This is a genomic window from Arthrobacter globiformis, from assembly GCF_030818015.1.
GTDB lineage: Bacteria > Actinomycetota > Actinomycetes > Actinomycetales > Micrococcaceae > Arthrobacter > Arthrobacter globiformis_C.
This window is the reverse complement of the sequence record NZ_JAUSZX010000001.1, coordinates 4,521,684-4,537,794: the sequence shown is the minus strand read 5'-3', so window position 1 is coordinate 4,537,794 and position 16,111 is coordinate 4,521,684. Positions and strand designations below refer to the sequence as shown.

Below are 16,111 nucleotides of genomic sequence, written 5' to 3'. Positions count from 1 at the left end.
ATGATTTGTTCCTTTCATGCCAGCCGGTTCTCCGGCTGCGACTAATTGGTCTTGGCTAGTTCGGCTGCTGCGACGGCGCTGGGAGCGGCTGTGCCTTCGGGCCGGTTCCGTGCGTAGAGGAACGTGGCGATGGCCGTAATCACCAGGCAGGCGGCCAGGAAGAGCAAGCCGGCAAGGTTGCTATGCGTGGCGTCGTTGAGCAGCCCGACCGCGTAGGGGGCTACGAATCCTCCGACGTTTCCGATGGAGTTGACCAGCGCCAGGCCCGCAGCCGCGGCCGCGCCGCCCAAGGCGGCCGATGGCATGGAAAGGAGGGGCGCTGTCGCGGAGAACACGCCCATGGCGGCAATCGTGAGGAATACCAGTGCTGCGACAGGGTTGACCGGGAGGAGGAACGCGGCTCCCGTCAGCCCGAATGCTGCGATGAGCATGCTGATGCTGGCGTGTACTGCGCGTTTGCCGGTCCGGTCGGACCGGCGGCTCCAGTAGAAGACGAAGAACGCTGCTGCCGCATACGGGATGACGACGATGAAGCCAACCTGGGCGGGATCGAGCTTGCCCAGTCCGGCGACCACGGTGGGCAGCCACAATCCAAAGCCGTAGATACCGCAGACCATGCCAAAGTTCAAGAACGCGTACACGAGGGCGCGCCGGTCTTTGAGCCCGTCCAGGAAGCTGTGTGAACCGCTGCGCTGCTTCTCCGCCAGCTCGTTCGCCATGGTCGTGCTCAACCAGCTGCGTTCGTCCGGACGGAGCCAGTGGGCCTCCTCGGGGCGGTCGGTCAACAAGCGAGGGGCCAGGAACCCCAGGATGACGGCGGGGATGCCTTCAATGATGTACAGCCACTGCCATCCATGGAGGCCCAGCAGCCCGTCCAGGTTCAGCAGAAGACCGGAGAGGGGTGCGCCGATGGCGTTGGAGATCGGCTGGGCCAGGATGAACAGCCCGAGGACGGTGACCCGCTGTGCGGCGGGGAACCACAGGGTGAGGTAGAAGACAACGGCGGGAAAGAAGCCGGCTTCGGCGGCTCCGAGCAGGAAACGGATCACGTAGAACGTCGTCTCACCGCTGACCAGCGCCATGGCGGTGGCACAGATGCCCCAGCTGACCAGGATCCGGGCGATCCACTTCCTCGCCCCGAACCTGTACATGCCTCCATTGCTCGGGACTTCGAACAGGGCATACCCAATAAAGAAAATACCGGCACCAAGACCATACGCCGAGGCAGTCAGGCCGATGTCTTGGCTCATGGTCAGCTTGGCAAAACCGACGTTGTTCCGGTCCAAAAACGCGACGAAATATAGAAGGCAGATCACGGGGATGATCCGGCGCCGTACCTTTGCCAGGGTCCGGTCCCCAAGCTCCCCGAAGGTGAGCTGGGCCGAGCGCTGCCTGGCGGAAATCAATGTCTTCATCAAGACTCCTTTGGCTTAATTCAAAGCCGCAAACGGATCATCTGGCGATCCAAACGACTGGCGTACTCGAGAAACAGTGTGCACCATATGCACACGTAGTGCAATAGATGCACAGATGCGGCCGTTTATTCTGGCTAAACCGGGACAATTCACCTTGACTGCCGCCCGGACGGAGTCGTAGATTTGTACACCCCATGTGCGCATGATGCACCTAGCTTGTGGGGGAGATCTTGTAGGGAGATAGGGCCCGATTCTTTGGGGCACAAACCTGTCATCGTCCTCTGCGCCGGGGGCACGCCGGGCGAAAAGGGGCAGACCGGGCTGGCGGCACGGTTCAGGCGTTGGCCCGCTGTCTAAACTGGGAAGCCTGATCAGCTGATGAGCCGTAAACCCGACCGACCACCAAAACACAGGATCGAGCAGAAACCATGTCGCAGACGGTAGCCCGGGCAATCCAAATTCTGGAGTATTGCAGTGAACACCCGCGGACGCTGAAAGACATTGCCGCAGACCTGGGGGTTCACAGGACAACGGCATCCAGGATCCTGCAGACCATGATCGAAGCGGGGTTTGTGCGGACTGACGAGCGCGGCTATTTCGGCGTCGGGTTCAGACTCGCCGGCCTGGCACAGTCAGCCTTGGAACAGTTCGATCTCAGGTCAGTCGTTCACCCCCACATCGTCCGGCTCAGTGAACACCTTGGCCACACCGTTCAGTTCGCCGTGCCGGAAGCCAGCCGCATTGTCTATGTCGATAAAGTCGAACCCGAACAATCCATCAGCCTGAACACAAGAATCGGCGGATTCGTAGTCATCCACACAGCCGGGGTCAGTAAGGCCATTCTCGCGTTCATTGATGGTGCCCGTCGTGAGTCCATCCTGGATAACGCCACCTTTGAACAACGGACGCCCAACTCCATCACTTCCAGATCCGAATTTGTGAAGCGTCTTGAAACGGTACGCGCTCGAGGATGGGCTGAGGACGACGGCGAGTTCGACATCGTCTCGAACTGCATAGCGGCACCCGTATGGGATCACGCAGATCGTGTAGCCGGCGCCATATCAATTACAACGTTCCGGGAGAAGACCGGCCTGGAAGAGCTCCGCCGCAGCGTTCCTGACCTTCTGGCGACAACCATGTCCATTTCGCTCGAGCTCGGCTGGAAGCCTAAAGGCGAGACCGCACCCTCATGGGCAAAGGCAACCGGATGACCGAGCAGCATCCACCGTCGACGGACAGACTCCGCATCATCACCATGGGAGTCTCCGGGAGCGGCAAAAGCCTGATCGGCCACACCCTCGCGGAAATGCTCGATGCACACTTCCTGGACGGCGATGACCTTCACCCGACATCTAACATCGAAAAAATGGCAAAGGGCCAAGCCCTCACCGACGCAGACCGCGGCCCATGGCTCCGGAAAGTCGGACTGCGATTGGCCTCTGCGGAAGGACCGATCGTCATCGCCTGCAGCGCGCTAAAACGCTCGTACCGCGACCTCATCCGGCAAGCAGCACCAGAGACTGTTTTCATACATCTAACGGGAAGCGCCGCCCTGCTACACGCCAGAATGTCCCGCAGGGAGGAACACTTCATGCCGGTCACACTGCTTCAGTCCCAGCTCGAGGCAATCGAACAGCTCGACGCTGATGAAAAAGGCGCAGTCTTTGACATCTCAGACACACCGCCCACCATCGCCGCGGCCGTGGCTCACTGGCTGACGGAAACAATAGGTTCTTCGCCATTCGAGATGCTTAAACGGCAACCCTGAGCATCGCGTCAGGTCACAATGGATGCTGACCCGGTTCGCCGACAATGCGATCGAAGTCCGAAACGCCCAAGCTTTCGAGGTAGACGTGCCAGCTGGAGGCCCAAATTCACCCCTCTTGACTGGCGTTGTTTAACGCCGATAACCGAGATTTCGTAAAGATATGGGTGCGGGAGTGCGGGAGGCAGGGGAGTGGCCTGTTCGCTCTGGCAGTTAGGCCGTCGGCGGGGTTACTTTCACCGTGTGACAGCTCCCGTCCCAAGAGCTGCAAACTCCCGGCACGGCGTTCGTGGTTTAGATCATGAGCGGGAACGGGTGGATTCTGAAACCCGAGCGATCTTCACGTCGAAGTCCAGGTCGGTGTCGTCTCCGGTGAGCCGGCGGAGCAGGTAGGCGCGGAGCGCGGCGTTGCTGGTCGTGTGTGGGGCGGGGAGTGCTTCGCCGTTAAACAGTGCGTACGAGTCGCTGACATGAAACACGGACAGGATGCAGTCCTGAAGGTCATCTGTCCGCAGGCTCAGAACGGTGTTGCGGAAGCTGCCCTGTGCGCCGTTCCTGGGCAGGGCCGTCACGGAAAACGTCACTGCTTTTGCCATAAATCCGGTCCTCCGTAAGCTCCTGACCCACATCGTTGCCCCGGGCCACAGTCGAAAAGGTTAGCGGGTGCAGTCGGCGAAAATAACCCTTACCGGGCAGTAACGTTGGGCTAAATGCCGGTCGATCTGACGACGGTCTGCGGAGCGATTCGCGTGCTATGAACTTGGAACATGGAGCATGGCACTTAAACACCGTTGAGGTAAGCTGGAAGAAGGCGTTAGTTGAATCTTCAACTGAATTACCGTACATAACGGCGGTTATCGCCTTCATTCCCTACTGAGTTCCCACTGATGCCAACCGAAGGCTCAAGTCCCCGGAAGTCCCGCCGTCGTCCGCTCTGCTTGTGCCCCGCCGAACATGCGCGCGGCATGAGGCCTGGCGCCTCGCGGACTACCGGTGAACTTAGCGGACGGGCTTACGCGCAGCCGTATCGTGCGCAGTTGGCGGCGCCTGCGGCGGAGGTCTACGAAAAAGGGCCATTGAAACTGACAGAACTTCAGCCACAAACTACGCGGGTGCGCCACAAGAATGCACCAGTAAGGCGACTACCCGCCGTCGTAGCACATGGAAAACACGGCGCAATGTTTCGGGTCCCGCCGTAGTCTGTTTAGATGCCTCGTTTTGCGCTTGATATTGAGTCCGTCGCCCGCCCCGCCCGTTCCCAGGAGCTGCTGGATGCAGTGAACCACCGGGTCGTCATTGCCGATGGGGCGATGGGCACCATGCTGCAGGGGCGGGAACTGTCCCTCGAGGACGACTTCCTGGGACTGGAAGGCTGCAACGAGATCCTCAACGTCACCCGCCCGGATGTCCTCGCGGACATTCATGACGCGTATTTCGCGGTGGGAATCGACGCGGTGGAAACCAACACCTTCGGCGCGAACTGGTCCAACCTCTCCGACTACGGCATCGACGACCGTATCGAAGAGCTCGCCCGGGCGGGTGCGGCGATCGCCCGCGAACGCGCTGAGGCGGCAGAAAAAACAGACGGACGGATGCGGTGGGTCCTCGGCTCGATGGGGCCGGGCACCAAGCTCCCCAGCCTCGGCCACACCAGCTACGACTACCTCAAGCAGACCTTCGCCCTGCAGGCCGAAGGCCTCATCGACGGGGGAGCGGACGCCTTCCTCATCGAGACCAGCCAGGACCTCCTGCAGACCAAAGCCGCGGTCAACGGCTGCAAGCAGGCCATCGTGGCCCGCGGCATCCGGCTCCCGATCTTCGTCGAGGTGACCGTCGAAACCACCGGAACCATGCTGATGGGATCCGAGATCGGCGCGGCGCTCACCGCACTCGAGCCACTCGGCGTCGACGCCATCGGCCTGAACTGTGCCACCGGGCCGGATGAGATGAGCGAGCACCTGCGCCACCTGTCCAAGCAGTCCACCGTGGCGATCGCCTGCATGCCCAACGCCGGCCTGCCGGTCCTCACCGCCGACGGCGCGCACTATCCGCTGTCGCCCTCCGAACTCGCCACCGCGCACGAGCAGTTCATCCGGGAATTCGGCCTGGGCCTGGTGGGCGGATGTTGCGGTACGACGCCGGAGCACATGGCCGCCGTCGTCGAGCGTCTTGCGCCCTTCCGCGCGAGTGCCGCCGTCACCAGCGGCGGGAGGGGCGCCGACGGCGAACGCCTCCCCACCGAGCGTGAAGCAGGCATCGCTTCCCTCTACCATCATGTGAATTTCGACCAGGAGTCTGCGTACCTCGCCATTGGCGAGCGCACCAACGCGAACGGTTCGAAGGCGTTCCGCCAGGCGATGCTCGACGAGCGCTGGGACGACTGTGTCGACATCGCCCGCGAGCAGGTCCGTGATGGCGCCCACCTGCTCGACGTCTGCATTGACTATGTGGGGCGCGACGGCGTGGCCGACATCAAGGAGGTCGTCTCACGTTTCGCTTCGGCCTCCACGCTCCCGCTCGTCATCGACTCCACCGAACCGCACGTGCTGCAGGCCGGGCTCGAACACATCGGCGGGCGCCCGGTGATCAACTCCGTCAACTACGAGGACGGCGACGGCCCTGACAGCCGCTTCGCGCGCATCATGCCGCTCGTGAAGGAACACGGCACCGCCGTGATCGCCCTGACCATCGACGAACACGGCCAGGCACGCACCACCGAGGGCAAGGTGGCGATCGCCTCGCGCCTCGTCGATGCCCTGGTGGGCGAATGGGGGATGCGCGTCGAAGACATCATCGTCGATTGCCTGACCTTCCCCATCGCCACCGGCCAGGAAGAGACCCGCCGGGATGCCATCGAAACGATCGAAGCCATCCGCCAGATCACCGCGAAGTACCCCGGCATCCACACCACGCTCGGCGTCTCGAACGTCTCCTTCGGCCTGAACCCGGCAGCGCGCATCGCCCTGAACTCGGTGTTCCTGCACGAGGCCGTGCAGGCGGGCCTGTCCAGCGGCATCATCGATGCGGCCAAGATCGTGCCGCTCGCTTCACTGCCGGAGGAGCAGCGCAAGGTGGCCTTGGACCTCGTCTGGGACCGCCGCGAATACGACGCCGACGGCAACATCACCTACGACCCGCTGGCCAGCATGCTTGACCTGTTCGCCGGCGTCGACACCGCAGCGCTGAAGGACCAGCGCGCCGCGGAACTGGCGGCTCTGCCCACCGGCGAGCGCCTGGAGCGGCGCATCATCGACGGCGAGGGCAAGGGCCTTGAAGAGGACCTCGACCTGGCTCGCGCCGAGGGCATGACCCCGCTCGGCATCATCAACGACTACCTGCTCGAGGGCATGAAGGTTGTGGGCGAGCGCTTCGGCGCCGGCGAGATGCAGTTGCCGTTCGTGCTGCAGTCCGCCGAGGTGATGAAGTCCGCGGTCGCTCTGCTCGAGCCGCACATGGAGAAGTCGGATGCGTCGGGCAAGGGCACGATGGTGATCGCCACCGTGCGCGGCGATGTGCATGACATCGGCAAGAACCTGGTGGACATCATCCTCACCAACAACGGCTACAAGGTGATCAACCTCGGCATTAAGCAGCCGATCGCCGACATCATCGCCGCGGCCGAGGAACACAACGCTGACGTGATCGGTATGTCCGGTCTGCTGGTGAAGTCCACGGTGGTGATGAAGGAGAACCTCGCGGAGCTGCAGTCCCGCGGGCTCGCGAAGCGGTGGCCGGTGATCCTCGGTGGCGCAGCCCTGACCCGCGCCTACGTGGAGCAGGACCTGGCGGGGCAGTTTGAGGGCGAGGTCCGCTACGCGAAGGACGCCTTCGAGGGTCTGGACCTCATGGAGCCCCTGGTGCAGGTCGCCCGTGGCGCTGACCCCGCGGAGGTCGGCCTTCCCGCGCTGAAGAAGCGGAAACACCAGAGGGGCGCCAAGCTCACCCTGACCGAGCCGGAGGCAATGCCCGGGCGTTCCGACGTCGCCGCCGACAATCTCGTGCCTTCGCCGCCGTTCTGGGGCACGCGCATCGTGCGCGGCGTCGCACTCCACGACTTCGCGGCCTTCCTCGACGAACGCGCCACCTTCATGGGGCAGTGGGGGCTCAAGCCCGGCCGCGGCGAGGACGGCGCCTCGTATGAGGAACTGGTGGAACGCGAGGGCCGGCCGCGCCTGCGGTACTGGATGGACCGCATCCTGGGCGAGGGAATGCTCGATGCGTCCGTCGCGTACGGCTATTTCCCGGTGGTCTCCGAGGGGGAACAGGTGGTGGTGCTGCACCACGGGGAGGATCGCGACGGCGTCCTCGGCACCCCGGGGCTTCTCGCCCCCGACGGCGGATCGGGCGGGCCGATCGGCACCGAGCGGCTGCGCTTCGACTTCCCGCGCCAGCGCCGCGACCGGCACCTGTGCCTCGCCGACTTCGTGCGCTCGCGCGAGTCGGGGCAGATCGACGTCCTGCCGGTGCAGCTGGTCACCGCCGGCGGCAATGTCGATGAGGTGACTGCCGAGCTGTTCGCCGGCAACCACTATCGCGACTACTACGAGCTCAACGGCCTGGTCATGCAGCTCACCGAGGCGCTCGCGGAGTTCTGGCATGCACGCATCCGCTCCGAACTGGGGTTCGCGGCCGAGGAGCCGAAGGAAAAAGCTGGTCTGTTCAAGCTCGACTACCGCGGTGCCCGGTTCTCGCTCGGATACCCCGCATGCCCGGACATGGAGGACCGCCGCAAGGTGGTGGAACTGCTGCATCCCGAGCGGATGGGCGTGGTCCTGAGCGATGAGCTCATGCTGCACCCCGAACAGTCCACCGATGCGTTCGTGTTCCACCACCCGGAGGCGAAGTACTTCAAGGTGTGAGTTGGTGCCAGTCCCCGGCCGGCGTGGAATGAGCCTGGGTGGAGTGTGCCTGCCCGGCGTGCCTGTCCAGGCTGGAGACCGGCTTCACGCGCCGGAGTGCGGCGAGAATGGCCCGCCCCACCACAGCGATTCCGACGACCGTCGTGATGCCACGCAGGGTGTCCCAGCCCGCCGTCGAAGTCACGAGCGAATAGAGCAGGAAGCTGCTGAGGTTGGTGCCCAGCGGGGCGCCGGCAACGTAGGAGATGCCGGTGCCGGCGCCCACCGCAAAGGGCCAGAACCAGAGGTTGGTCAGCAGGCCGAACACGTAGGACGCCAGGATGCCGTAGCCGCACAGCATCCACAGTTCGGCTCGTCCCCGCACCCGCCGGGGGAGCAGGCCTGCCCCCGCGCCCACCCACGCGCAGGCGAAGATCTGGAACGGTGTCCAGGGCCCGATGCCGCCCCATAAGGCGCTTGAGAGGGCGATGGTGGCGGCGCCGAGGAGCATGCCGAAACGGGCACCGAAGGCCCGGCCCGCCAGGATCAGCAGGATAAAGACCGCCTCCACGCCCCCGACGCCGGTGCTGGCCACCCGCACCGCCGAACCTACGGCGGCCAGGACTCCGAGCAACGCCACCGTGTGTGCGGAGCGGACCGAGCCGTCCAGGGACACGACGATGGCGACGACCGCAATCGGCGCAATGGCCAGCGCCGCGTAGGGGAGGGCCGCGGCGGCATCCTCCGGGAAGGCCGCGGCGAGCAGCGGCCAGCAGAAGGCGCCGAGGGCCAGAAGGTTTGCCGCTGCGAGAACTGTAAGCTCGACGCCGCGCGGCATCCGGATACGGCGCCGTCTTGCCGCGCCCTGGGTGTCTGCTTGTTCGTCGATGACCCTTGGTTTTACTCCGGCACCTGCCTGCCGGGAAAACAGAGGGGGCGGTTCCGGCGCGTTGGCCGGTGCGGAAGAGGGCGCGACGCCGTCACGCATCGGGAGGATCCGGGCGCCGAGGCCGTGGGCAAAGTCGAGGTCGTGCGTGGCGATCAGGACCGCCGCGCCGGCGTCCGCTGCGGCCCGCAGCGCCGCCGAGACTGCTGTGCGCGCCGCAGGATCGAGTCCGCGCGTCGGCTCGTCGATCAGGAGCACCTGGGGGTCGTCCATGGTCTGCAGCGCGATGGCAAGGATCCTGCGCTCTCCTGCAGAGAGATCCCGGGGATGCTCGTGTCCAATGGGAATCTGGACGTCTCCCCGCAGACGGGCCAGCCGTGACGCCGCAGGCACTGCCAAAAGCCGGTCACTGCCCGGGCGGCGCCGGTCTGACTGGCGCCCGCCGCGCGCCTGGCGCTCAGCGCGCGCCTGGCGCCGCTCGGCCGCGCGGAGCTCCCCTGCGACGGTATCCCTGGTGAAGAGGTCGTCCGAGGCGTCCGGCACAAGGGCTACGCGGCCGCCGTCGACAGTGCTTTCACCGGCCGTGGCTTCACCCAGGGCAAGCGCCACCAGGAGGGACGATTTCCCGGCCCCGTTCGGCCCCACCAGGGCGACCACTTCACCGCGGTGCAAGGTTAGGGATGCCTCGCGCACCAGCGGCTTGCCCTTGCGGTGCACCGCGAGCTTTGCCGCCGTCAGCACGGGCGCGTGCTCGGCTGGCTGTGCCGACGTCGCACGGGCACTGACAGTGCGCGAAGGCGCGGATGGCGCTGCACCCGGTACCAGGGCGCCGTCGTCGATGGTCCACCACGAGTCGGCAACGGGTACGAGCGCTCCCGCCCGGTGCTCCGCCACGATGACGCAGACACCGGCATCGCGGGCGAGGGCGTTGAGCACGGCGATGACGTGTTCGCGTGCTGCGGTGTCAAGGTCGGCCAGGGGCTCATCAACCAGGAGCAGGCCCGGATGCTCCACCACCGCGGCGGCGATGGCTACGAGCGTTGCCTCACCCGCCGAGAGGGTGCTGACATTCCGGTCCAGCAGCGCCGACACACCGATACGCTCCGCGACCTCCAGCACCCGGGCTTTGGCGGTGGCTGATGCCATGCCGCGCAGCTCAAGTGCGAGGGCGATTTCGTCCCGGACCCGGGTAGAGGCGAATGCGGCGCGGGGATTTTGCAGGACGACGCCGACGAGGCGGGCGGTATCGCGAGGCGGCGTGGTGGCACGGTCCGTACCGGCGATGCGCACGGTGCCGGAAATTTCTCCGCCGTCAACGTGTGAGAGGAGGCCAGCGATCCCTCGCAGGATCGTGGACTTGCCGGAGCCTGTTGGCCCGGTAATGACGGTTATGGACCCGCTCGACGGCGCGAACGCTGCGACGCGTACCTGGGCGTCACCAATGCGGAACTGCGCGTCCCGGACGAGGATCGGTGCTTCGCTGTGTTGGCCGGGTTGGTGTGCTGCCCGGCTCCCGAAGCCGCGCAGCTCCAGGGCCGCGGCAACCCGGCTCGCATGCTCAAGGGTGCGCTCGAGCACGGGCACCAGGGCGCGGGCTCCGAAGCGTTCGCCCCGCAACCGGAACGCCAGGCGTACGGAGGTCACGGCGTCGGCGAGGGCCGGGAGCGCTGCCCAGGCGACCACAAGCGTCCGGGCCAAGCCCTGCAGGGGGCCGCCGCGGGCCAGGTGAACGAAGCCGCGCGCCACGTCCACAAACGCGTTGAGCAGGCCGAAACCGAGGATCATACCGGCAATCGGCAGGGCGGACAGGACCGCCTCCAACATGCCAGGCGCCGTTATCGGGCCGAGGAGGACCACATGGGCGTACGGGGCAGGCAGCGGCACCGCCGGCAGGTTGAGCAGGACCGTGTCACCAATGCCCGCTCCGTTGAAAAGGATGCGGTAGATGACCCGCGCCGCGATGAATATGACGGCGAGGCCCGCCCCGGCGCGTAGCGGCGCGGGCCGAAAGGTCATGCCGCGGGTGCGGCCGGTGCGCCGTCGACCGTGTAGAGCAGTTCGAGGCTCTGTCCCGGGCTCACTTTCAGGGTGGAGAGGCCTTCCTGCGCGTAGGCCCAGTCACCGGAGGCCGGCTTAACCCAGAGCGCCCAGTAGGCAAAGGCAGCGGGCATCTTGCTGCATTTTTCCCGGTACGTGCCGCCCTTGTGCGCGATGTCGAGGTCAGCGGCGGGCACACCGTTCACACGGCACACCAGTTCCTTGGGATATTCGGCCGTGCCCTCGGTCTTCACCTTTGCCTCGTCGAGCACCTTGGACGCTGGAGTCGGCGCGTCCACGGGCACGCAAACGGACGTGTCAGCGGCAGCCTGCTTCAGGGCGCCTGAATCGACGATGACCTTCACACCGGCGCAGGGCTCGGAGGCGGCGCTGGATGAAGCCGTTGACGTAGGCGCCGCGGCAGAGGTAGTGGGCTGGGTGGCGGCCGGTGTGGAACAGGCGGCGAGGGCAAACAGGAGACCTGCGGCGGCGAGGGAACTCGCGGCGGCGGTGCGGATCTTAGTCAAAGTCACGCTTCAAGGGTAGGGCGTGGCTTGTCCGGATCCGGATGCCGTCGCGTTGTGTGACGTTAGTTCTCCAATAAATCGCGGCCTCGCGTCCGACGGCGGCCTGTCGGCGCTGTAAAGCAGGCCACCGCGACGGCAGAACCAAGTTTCGTACTACACCCGGGAGGACCTGCCGCGGACGAAGTGGAAGATCAGGACGACCACGGCGATAACCAGAAGCAGGTGAATTAACCCGCCGCCGATGTTGCCGAGCAGACCGAGAAGCCAGAGAACTGCGATGATGATGGCTATCCAAAGCAACATGAGAGTCTCCTTCGTTTATTCGCGGAGCTGTGGTGTTTATTAGCCTATTCCCGGATCAGGTTGCCGGAAATAGCCAGACCTCACCTAATTGTCCAGAGAGCTCTGGACAATTAGAGACGGGGACGGGGGCCGGTCAGGATGTCGAGCGCGTGTCGAATGCCGCAGCCGATTCCCGTAGAAGGCGCGCGACTGTGTCCACAGGCATGCTGGCTGACCGTCGCCGGTCGAACCGCCACAGAACGATGCGTCGCGTACCCAGCCCGGGGACGTCCAGGATGTCCACGCCGTCCTGGACGACTCCGGTCAGCGCCAAGGTGGGCACAATGGCGACACCCTCGCCCGCGGCGACCAGCGCCAGAGCGGTCAGCGTGTCCTGGTACTGGTGCACAGTCTCCATCTGGGCACCCGTTGACTCGCGGAGCCGACCGAGCACCGAAGCGTTGGCGGCTGAGGACTCGACGCCGAGCCACGGTAGTGGCAGCCGGCCAAGGTCGATGTTCTCGGTGGTGAGTAGGGCACCCGCGGGTACGACCAGTTTCCAGGGCTCGTCCAGTAGGGGCTCCTCGGTCATTCCGGCGGAGAGCGAACGCTGACCGGCCGTCGTCGAATCGAGCTCCACCACGACGGCGTCGAGCTGCCGCTGGCGGAGCAGCCGCATCAGTGCGGGGAAGTCGTCCTCAATCATCCGGATCTGTAATTGCGGGTACTGGGTGCGCCACTCGGGCAGGCGCGGGATCACCACCGTGCGAACAAAGCTGGTGAATCCGCCCACCCGCACGACTCCTGCGATCTTGGCGCCGCCTTCTATCCGGGCGCGGGCCACGCTGAGTGCGCGTTCTATCTCCTCGCCTGCTTCTGCTATGGCTAGGCCGGCAGGTGTCAAAACCGAGCCTTTGGGTGTGCGCACCACCAAAGCGTGCCCCGTCTCGTCCTCTAATTTGTTGAGCTGCTGGGACACGGCAGACGGCGTAATCCCCAGCTCGTCCGCCGCGGCGAGCACTCCGCCTGTGCGGGCAACCGCAAGAAGAACTCGCAGCCGGCGCGGATCGATATCCATGTTAAGTAGTTCTAAACCATGTCTTCAGCGGAATGCAATTGATCTAAAGCTGTTCCGTCCTCATAATTGCTGTTAAAAGTACAGACAAGGGATGAAGGCCGGGCCGTCCAGCCAATGAGGCCCCCGCCCGGACGGCTGGGAAAACACTGTTCCAGCGATGCCTGATCCCTCCGGCCACGGCGCCTCTACCGAAACAAAAACATATCGCCCGTCATCTTCCCTCCGCCCAGCGAATGGTAGCCGGGCGTCAACCCTGAAAGGACATCATGGAACTGCTGTGGGAAATCTCCGGCTGGGCAGGCGCGGTTGCGATACTCAGTGCGTACCTGGCTGTGTCCATGGGTTGGCTGAAGGCCGGCAAGGGCTTCCAGACCGCGAATCTCCTCGGTTCCTGTGCCTTCATTATCAATGGCGCATTCCACGAAGCATGGCCGTCCGTGGTCACGAATGTCGCCTGGTTCCTCATTTCCGCGGTGGCGCTTCTTCGGATGCGCTCCGCGCAGGAGCCGCCGGTGGCCGCTGTTGAGCCTCCGCAGGTGCAATTTCCCGGTGTCCCCGAAACCGGCCAACTGGCCATTGTTGACGCGCCCCGGGCACCTCGCTGCGCATAGCCCGAGCACACCGGCGAAGATTCTTTGGAGCCGTCGCACCTGCCACCCGCGAGGCCCTGTGACGTTACAAGCGGCCCGCCGGAACATTATTATCACCGGCACAGGACCCGAAAGCCGGGAGATAGGTCTACGGTGGGAACTGTCGGCATTCGCCGCGAATACCCTCAAGGAGGGTGCATGAACCCCATCCAGTCCAGCTCCGATCACTTCGGGCAGCATCTGAAAAGCGTCGGCGGCTCCGAATCTGACGTTAGCGGCTCAAACTACCTCGTCAAGCCAGAGGACACCGTTGAAAGCGCGGCATCGGGCCTCCGAATTCAACAGCAGCAGCAAGGCAACGCACCGAGCAACCAGTCCACTCTCCATGCGGCCGCCCAGGTGCTCATAAGCCGGCGGGACGAGCATGACCCCGGCAATTATCCCGGGACATCCCAGCCCGGGGAGTACCAACTGGACATCCATCACGAGACGGGCCGCACCACCCGGGAACCCATCCCTGAAACCGACCTGGAGGCAGCGCAGATCTGGGCTCAGGCACGGATCGAAGCGGACGGCGCTAACTTTGGCGCCATCTACTTCCCGGCCGGAGGAGGCGCTGACCCAGGTACGGGCGCGCTGGAGTGCAGCTACGACCGCTCCGTGGGCTGGTACCGGTAGCCCGACCGGGGCTCACCGACAAGCCCGAGGAGCCGCCACCAGTCGCCCGTTATGATTTTTGTACCGCCGTTTTTAGGGAGTGACGTGCGAGGTACAACGGTCCGGCGGAATTCCGCCGCGTGGCAGGCATGGCTCTGGCTCATTGGTGCCGGATTCGCTGTGTTGCTCGTCGGCATCGTGTTCGGCCTGCAGAAGACCGGTCCGTTGTGTGGCAGCCCGCTGATTCCGGACAGCCGCGCCGCTGAGGCATTCGACGCGCTCCACCGCGGCGCCGAAGCAGCCGCCGCCTGCTACCGCGCCATCGGGGCGGCCGCCGTTCCTACTTGGATCCTGATTGCGCTGGCCGTCGTTCTGGTCTTGGCGGGCGTGACTGTCCGAATCGTCCTCATCAGCCGGTCAGCCGCCCGCGGTCCAGAAGCGCGCGGTCCAGAAGCGCGCGGTCCAGAAGCGCGCGGTCCAGAAGCCCGCGGTCCAGAAGCGCGCGGGACCGGTGGCGGCAGCCTGCGGTAAGGGCGCCGCTACTCAACCAGAAGGCGTTGTCGCCGTCCCCGGGGCGTCTGCAGCCGCCCGCGCATACGATGCCGAGACCCTGCGGTAGACCGGCGTCAGAAAGGCCACTAAGGCGGCCGCGATCATGATGACTCCGGCAACCAGGAACACCAGGGCGATGCCGCGGGAGGTGCCCTCGCCCAGGAGCGGGGCCAGCTGGGCGGCGCCGTCGGCGGACCGCGCATACGGGATGATCCAGAACTGGGCGATGGGGGCAATGAGGAATGCGGTGACCGGCGCCGCGGCGGACTCGAATGCCATGGCGAATCCGAATACGCGGCCTTGGCGGGGCAGGGGCACCACCTGCTGGATGACAGTCTGCTCGGCGGCCTCCACGAAAGGTATCAGGACCAGATACAGCCAGATGCCCGCGACGTACAGCCAGGCCCACTCCCGCAGCGTGAACACCGCACCGAGGAGACCCATCACAGCCACGGCGATGAGCATGGTGCGCAGCGGGTTGGCGCCGAGCCCGAATTTGCCGATCAGTGCGCCGCCCACGATGAACCCGGTGGAACCGAGAGCAAAGACGGCCCCCCACATCTCCACAGAGAACATCTCCAGTCCATACGGATCCATCAGCGCCATGTAGACGCCGCCGATGAAGTTGTTGAACGTGGAAAACAGGATGAGCGCGAACAATCCGGCTATGGCAAGCACGGCAGCGAGTGAACCGCGCAGATCGAATCCACCTTGCGCATCTGTGGCGGCAGCGCGCACTTCCTCGGGCATGCGCAGGGTGAGCAGGTGCGCGAAGGCCAACGCGGTGAGCACCAGGGCGACGACGATCGTCCACCCCATGCCCAGCAGCCCGACGGACAGCCCGGAGAGCAGCGAGGTGACGATGAACATCAGTCCCTGCACCATGCCCACGAGCCCGTTGGCGTTGGCCCTCCGGTCCGGCTCGATAAGGATGGTGACCGTGGTGGACAGCGCGATGTTGCGCATGTTTTCCACCACCGCGCCGACCAGGATGATCAGCGTAAAGATCCAGAACCAGGGCTGGGCCAGGTCCAGGATCCGGGCGGCGGGCGTCAGGAGGAACATGACTCCGGACAGCACGAACATCACCAGGGTGAAGCCGGCAGCGAAGCGCATTACGGCCAGCTTGCGGTAGCGGTCCACGAAGGTGCCGAAGCTGATGCTGGAAAGGGCGATCAGCAGCATGTATACGCCGCCGACCACCCCGGTGGCGATCACGTTGCGCGTCTCCAGGTACACCCAGAACGTCAGGGCGAACCAGAGGTAGCTGGTGGTGACGTTGGCCAGCGCGGTGTTCACCAGGACTCCGGCGAAGGTGCGGGACCGCTCTGCCGGACTGCGCAGGGAAGTGTCGACGGCATCGGGATCGGTCAGACGGGGAGCCTCGGCGTCCTGGACCGGGGCCGGTTCCTGCTCGGTCATGCGTCCCAGTGTACTGACAGCTGACGGGCACGGATACGGCACTTAAGCGCAACGACGGCGGG

General features: G+C 65.0%; 13 protein-coding genes. 6 read left to right on the top strand and 7 right to left on the bottom strand.

Annotated features, from left to right (window positions below; all coding sequences use genetic code 11):
- Window positions 1–41 precede the first annotated feature (41 nt).
- Window positions 42–1,415 (bottom strand): MFS transporter, encoded by a 1,374-nt coding sequence (locus QFZ23_RS21250; protein WP_306926013.1) that lies wholly within the window; start codon window positions 1,413–1,415, stop codon window positions 42–44.
- A gap of 428 nt (window positions 1,416–1,843) precedes the next feature.
- On the opposite strand from QFZ23_RS21250, the gene QFZ23_RS21245 reads away from it, so the two are divergent.
- On the top strand, window positions 1,844–2,626 hold the full coding sequence (locus QFZ23_RS21245) for an IclR family transcriptional regulator (protein ID WP_306926011.1): 783 nt from the start codon (window positions 1,844–1,846) through the stop codon (window positions 2,624–2,626).
- A complete protein-coding gene (locus QFZ23_RS21240; RefSeq protein ID WP_306926009.1) occupies window positions 2,623–3,183 on the top strand; it encodes a gluconokinase in 561 nt (186 codons plus the stop codon). The genes QFZ23_RS21245 and QFZ23_RS21240 overlap by 4 nt, the downstream gene beginning before the upstream one ends.
- A gap of 296 nt (window positions 3,184–3,479) precedes the next feature.
- Here the strand turns inward: QFZ23_RS21240 and QFZ23_RS21235 are convergent, their stop codons facing one another.
- Window positions 3,480–3,776, bottom strand: coding sequence for a hypothetical protein (locus tag QFZ23_RS21235; RefSeq protein WP_306926007.1), 297 nt, complete (start codon window positions 3,774–3,776; stop codon window positions 3,480–3,482).
- Window positions 3,777–4,388: 612 nt separating this feature from the next.
- On the opposite strand from QFZ23_RS21235, the gene metH reads away from it, so the two are divergent.
- On the top strand, window positions 4,389–8,039 hold the full coding sequence (metH, locus tag QFZ23_RS21230) for a methionine synthase (protein WP_306926004.1): 3,651 nt from the start codon (window positions 4,389–4,391) through the stop codon (window positions 8,037–8,039).
- On the opposite strand, the gene QFZ23_RS21225 is transcribed toward metH, so the two are convergent.
- The 4 genes from QFZ23_RS21225 to QFZ23_RS21210 form a co-directional block, all read right to left on the bottom strand.
- On the bottom strand, window positions 8,029–10,920 hold the full coding sequence (locus tag QFZ23_RS21225; RefSeq protein ID WP_306926002.1) for an ATP-binding cassette domain-containing protein: 2,892 nt from the start codon (window positions 10,918–10,920) through the stop codon (window positions 8,029–8,031). The genes metH and QFZ23_RS21225 overlap by 11 nt on opposite strands.
- Window positions 10,917–11,474, bottom strand: coding sequence for a hypothetical protein (locus QFZ23_RS21220; protein WP_306926000.1), 558 nt, complete (start codon window positions 11,472–11,474; stop codon window positions 10,917–10,919). The genes QFZ23_RS21225 and QFZ23_RS21220 overlap by 4 nt, the downstream gene beginning before the upstream one ends.
- Window positions 11,475–11,621: 147 nt before the next feature.
- Window positions 11,622–11,771 (bottom strand): lmo0937 family membrane protein, encoded by a 150-nt coding sequence (locus QFZ23_RS21215; RefSeq protein ID WP_104137503.1) that lies wholly within the window; start codon window positions 11,769–11,771, stop codon window positions 11,622–11,624.
- A 133-nt stretch (window positions 11,772–11,904) separates the two neighbouring features.
- Entirely contained in the window at window positions 11,905–12,828 is a 924-nt protein-coding gene (locus QFZ23_RS21210) for a LysR family transcriptional regulator (RefSeq protein ID WP_306925996.1), read from the bottom strand.
- Between the two features lie 266 nt (window positions 12,829–13,094).
- On the opposite strand from QFZ23_RS21210, the gene QFZ23_RS21205 reads away from it, so the two are divergent.
- The 3 genes from QFZ23_RS21205 (at window position 13,095) to QFZ23_RS21195 (ending at window position 14,606) form a co-directional block, all read left to right on the top strand.
- Complete coding sequence (locus QFZ23_RS21205) at window positions 13,095–13,439, top strand: CBU_0592 family membrane protein (RefSeq protein ID WP_306925995.1); 345 nt, start codon at window positions 13,095–13,097, stop codon at window positions 13,437–13,439.
- Window positions 13,440–13,616: 177 nt separating this feature from the next.
- Window positions 13,617–14,096, top strand: coding sequence for a hypothetical protein (locus QFZ23_RS21200; protein ID WP_306925994.1), 480 nt, complete (start codon window positions 13,617–13,619; stop codon window positions 14,094–14,096).
- Between the two features lie 84 nt (window positions 14,097–14,180).
- Complete coding sequence (locus QFZ23_RS21195) at window positions 14,181–14,606, top strand: hypothetical protein (RefSeq protein ID WP_306925992.1); 426 nt, start codon at window positions 14,181–14,183, stop codon at window positions 14,604–14,606.
- Between the two features lie 12 nt (window positions 14,607–14,618).
- On the opposite strand, the gene QFZ23_RS21190 is transcribed toward QFZ23_RS21195, so the two are convergent.
- A complete protein-coding gene (locus tag QFZ23_RS21190) occupies window positions 14,619–16,049 on the bottom strand; it encodes an MFS transporter (RefSeq protein ID WP_306925991.1) in 1,431 nt (476 codons plus the stop codon).
- Between the last annotated feature and the right edge of the window lie 62 nt (window positions 16,050–16,111).

What these genes read in the sequence shown, in the direction of transcription:
- QFZ23_RS21250 (WP_306926013.1), bottom strand. Translation starts at nt 1,415, where the DNA reads ATGAAGACATTGATTTCCGCCAGGCAGCGCTCGGCCCAGCTCACCTTC.
- QFZ23_RS21245 (WP_306926011.1), top strand. Translation starts at nt 1,844, where the DNA reads ATGTCGCAGACGGTAGCCCGGGCAATCCAAATTCTGGAGTATTGCAGT.
- QFZ23_RS21240 (WP_306926009.1), top strand. Translation starts at nt 2,623, where the DNA reads ATGACCGAGCAGCATCCACCGTCGACGGACAGACTCCGCATCATCACC.
- QFZ23_RS21235 (WP_306926007.1), bottom strand. Translation starts at nt 3,776, where the DNA reads ATGGCAAAAGCAGTGACGTTTTCCGTGACGGCCCTGCCCAGGAACGGC.
- metH (WP_306926004.1), top strand. Translation starts at nt 4,389, where the DNA reads ATGCCTCGTTTTGCGCTTGATATTGAGTCCGTCGCCCGCCCCGCCCGT.
- QFZ23_RS21225 (WP_306926002.1), bottom strand. Translation starts at nt 10,920, where the DNA reads ATGACCTTTCGGCCCGCGCCGCTACGCGCCGGGGCGGGCCTCGCCGTC.
- QFZ23_RS21215 (WP_104137503.1), bottom strand. Translation starts at nt 11,771, where the DNA reads ATGTTGCTTTGGATAGCCATCATCATCGCAGTTCTCTGGCTTCTCGGT.
- QFZ23_RS21210 (WP_306925996.1), bottom strand. Translation starts at nt 12,828, where the DNA reads ATGGATATCGATCCGCGCCGGCTGCGAGTTCTTCTTGCGGTTGCCCGC.
- QFZ23_RS21205 (WP_306925995.1), top strand. Translation starts at nt 13,095, where the DNA reads ATGGAACTGCTGTGGGAAATCTCCGGCTGGGCAGGCGCGGTTGCGATA.
- QFZ23_RS21200 (WP_306925994.1), top strand. Translation starts at nt 13,617, where the DNA reads ATGAACCCCATCCAGTCCAGCTCCGATCACTTCGGGCAGCATCTGAAA.
- QFZ23_RS21190 (WP_306925991.1), bottom strand. Translation starts at nt 16,049, where the DNA reads ATGACCGAGCAGGAACCGGCCCCGGTCCAGGACGCCGAGGCTCCCCGT.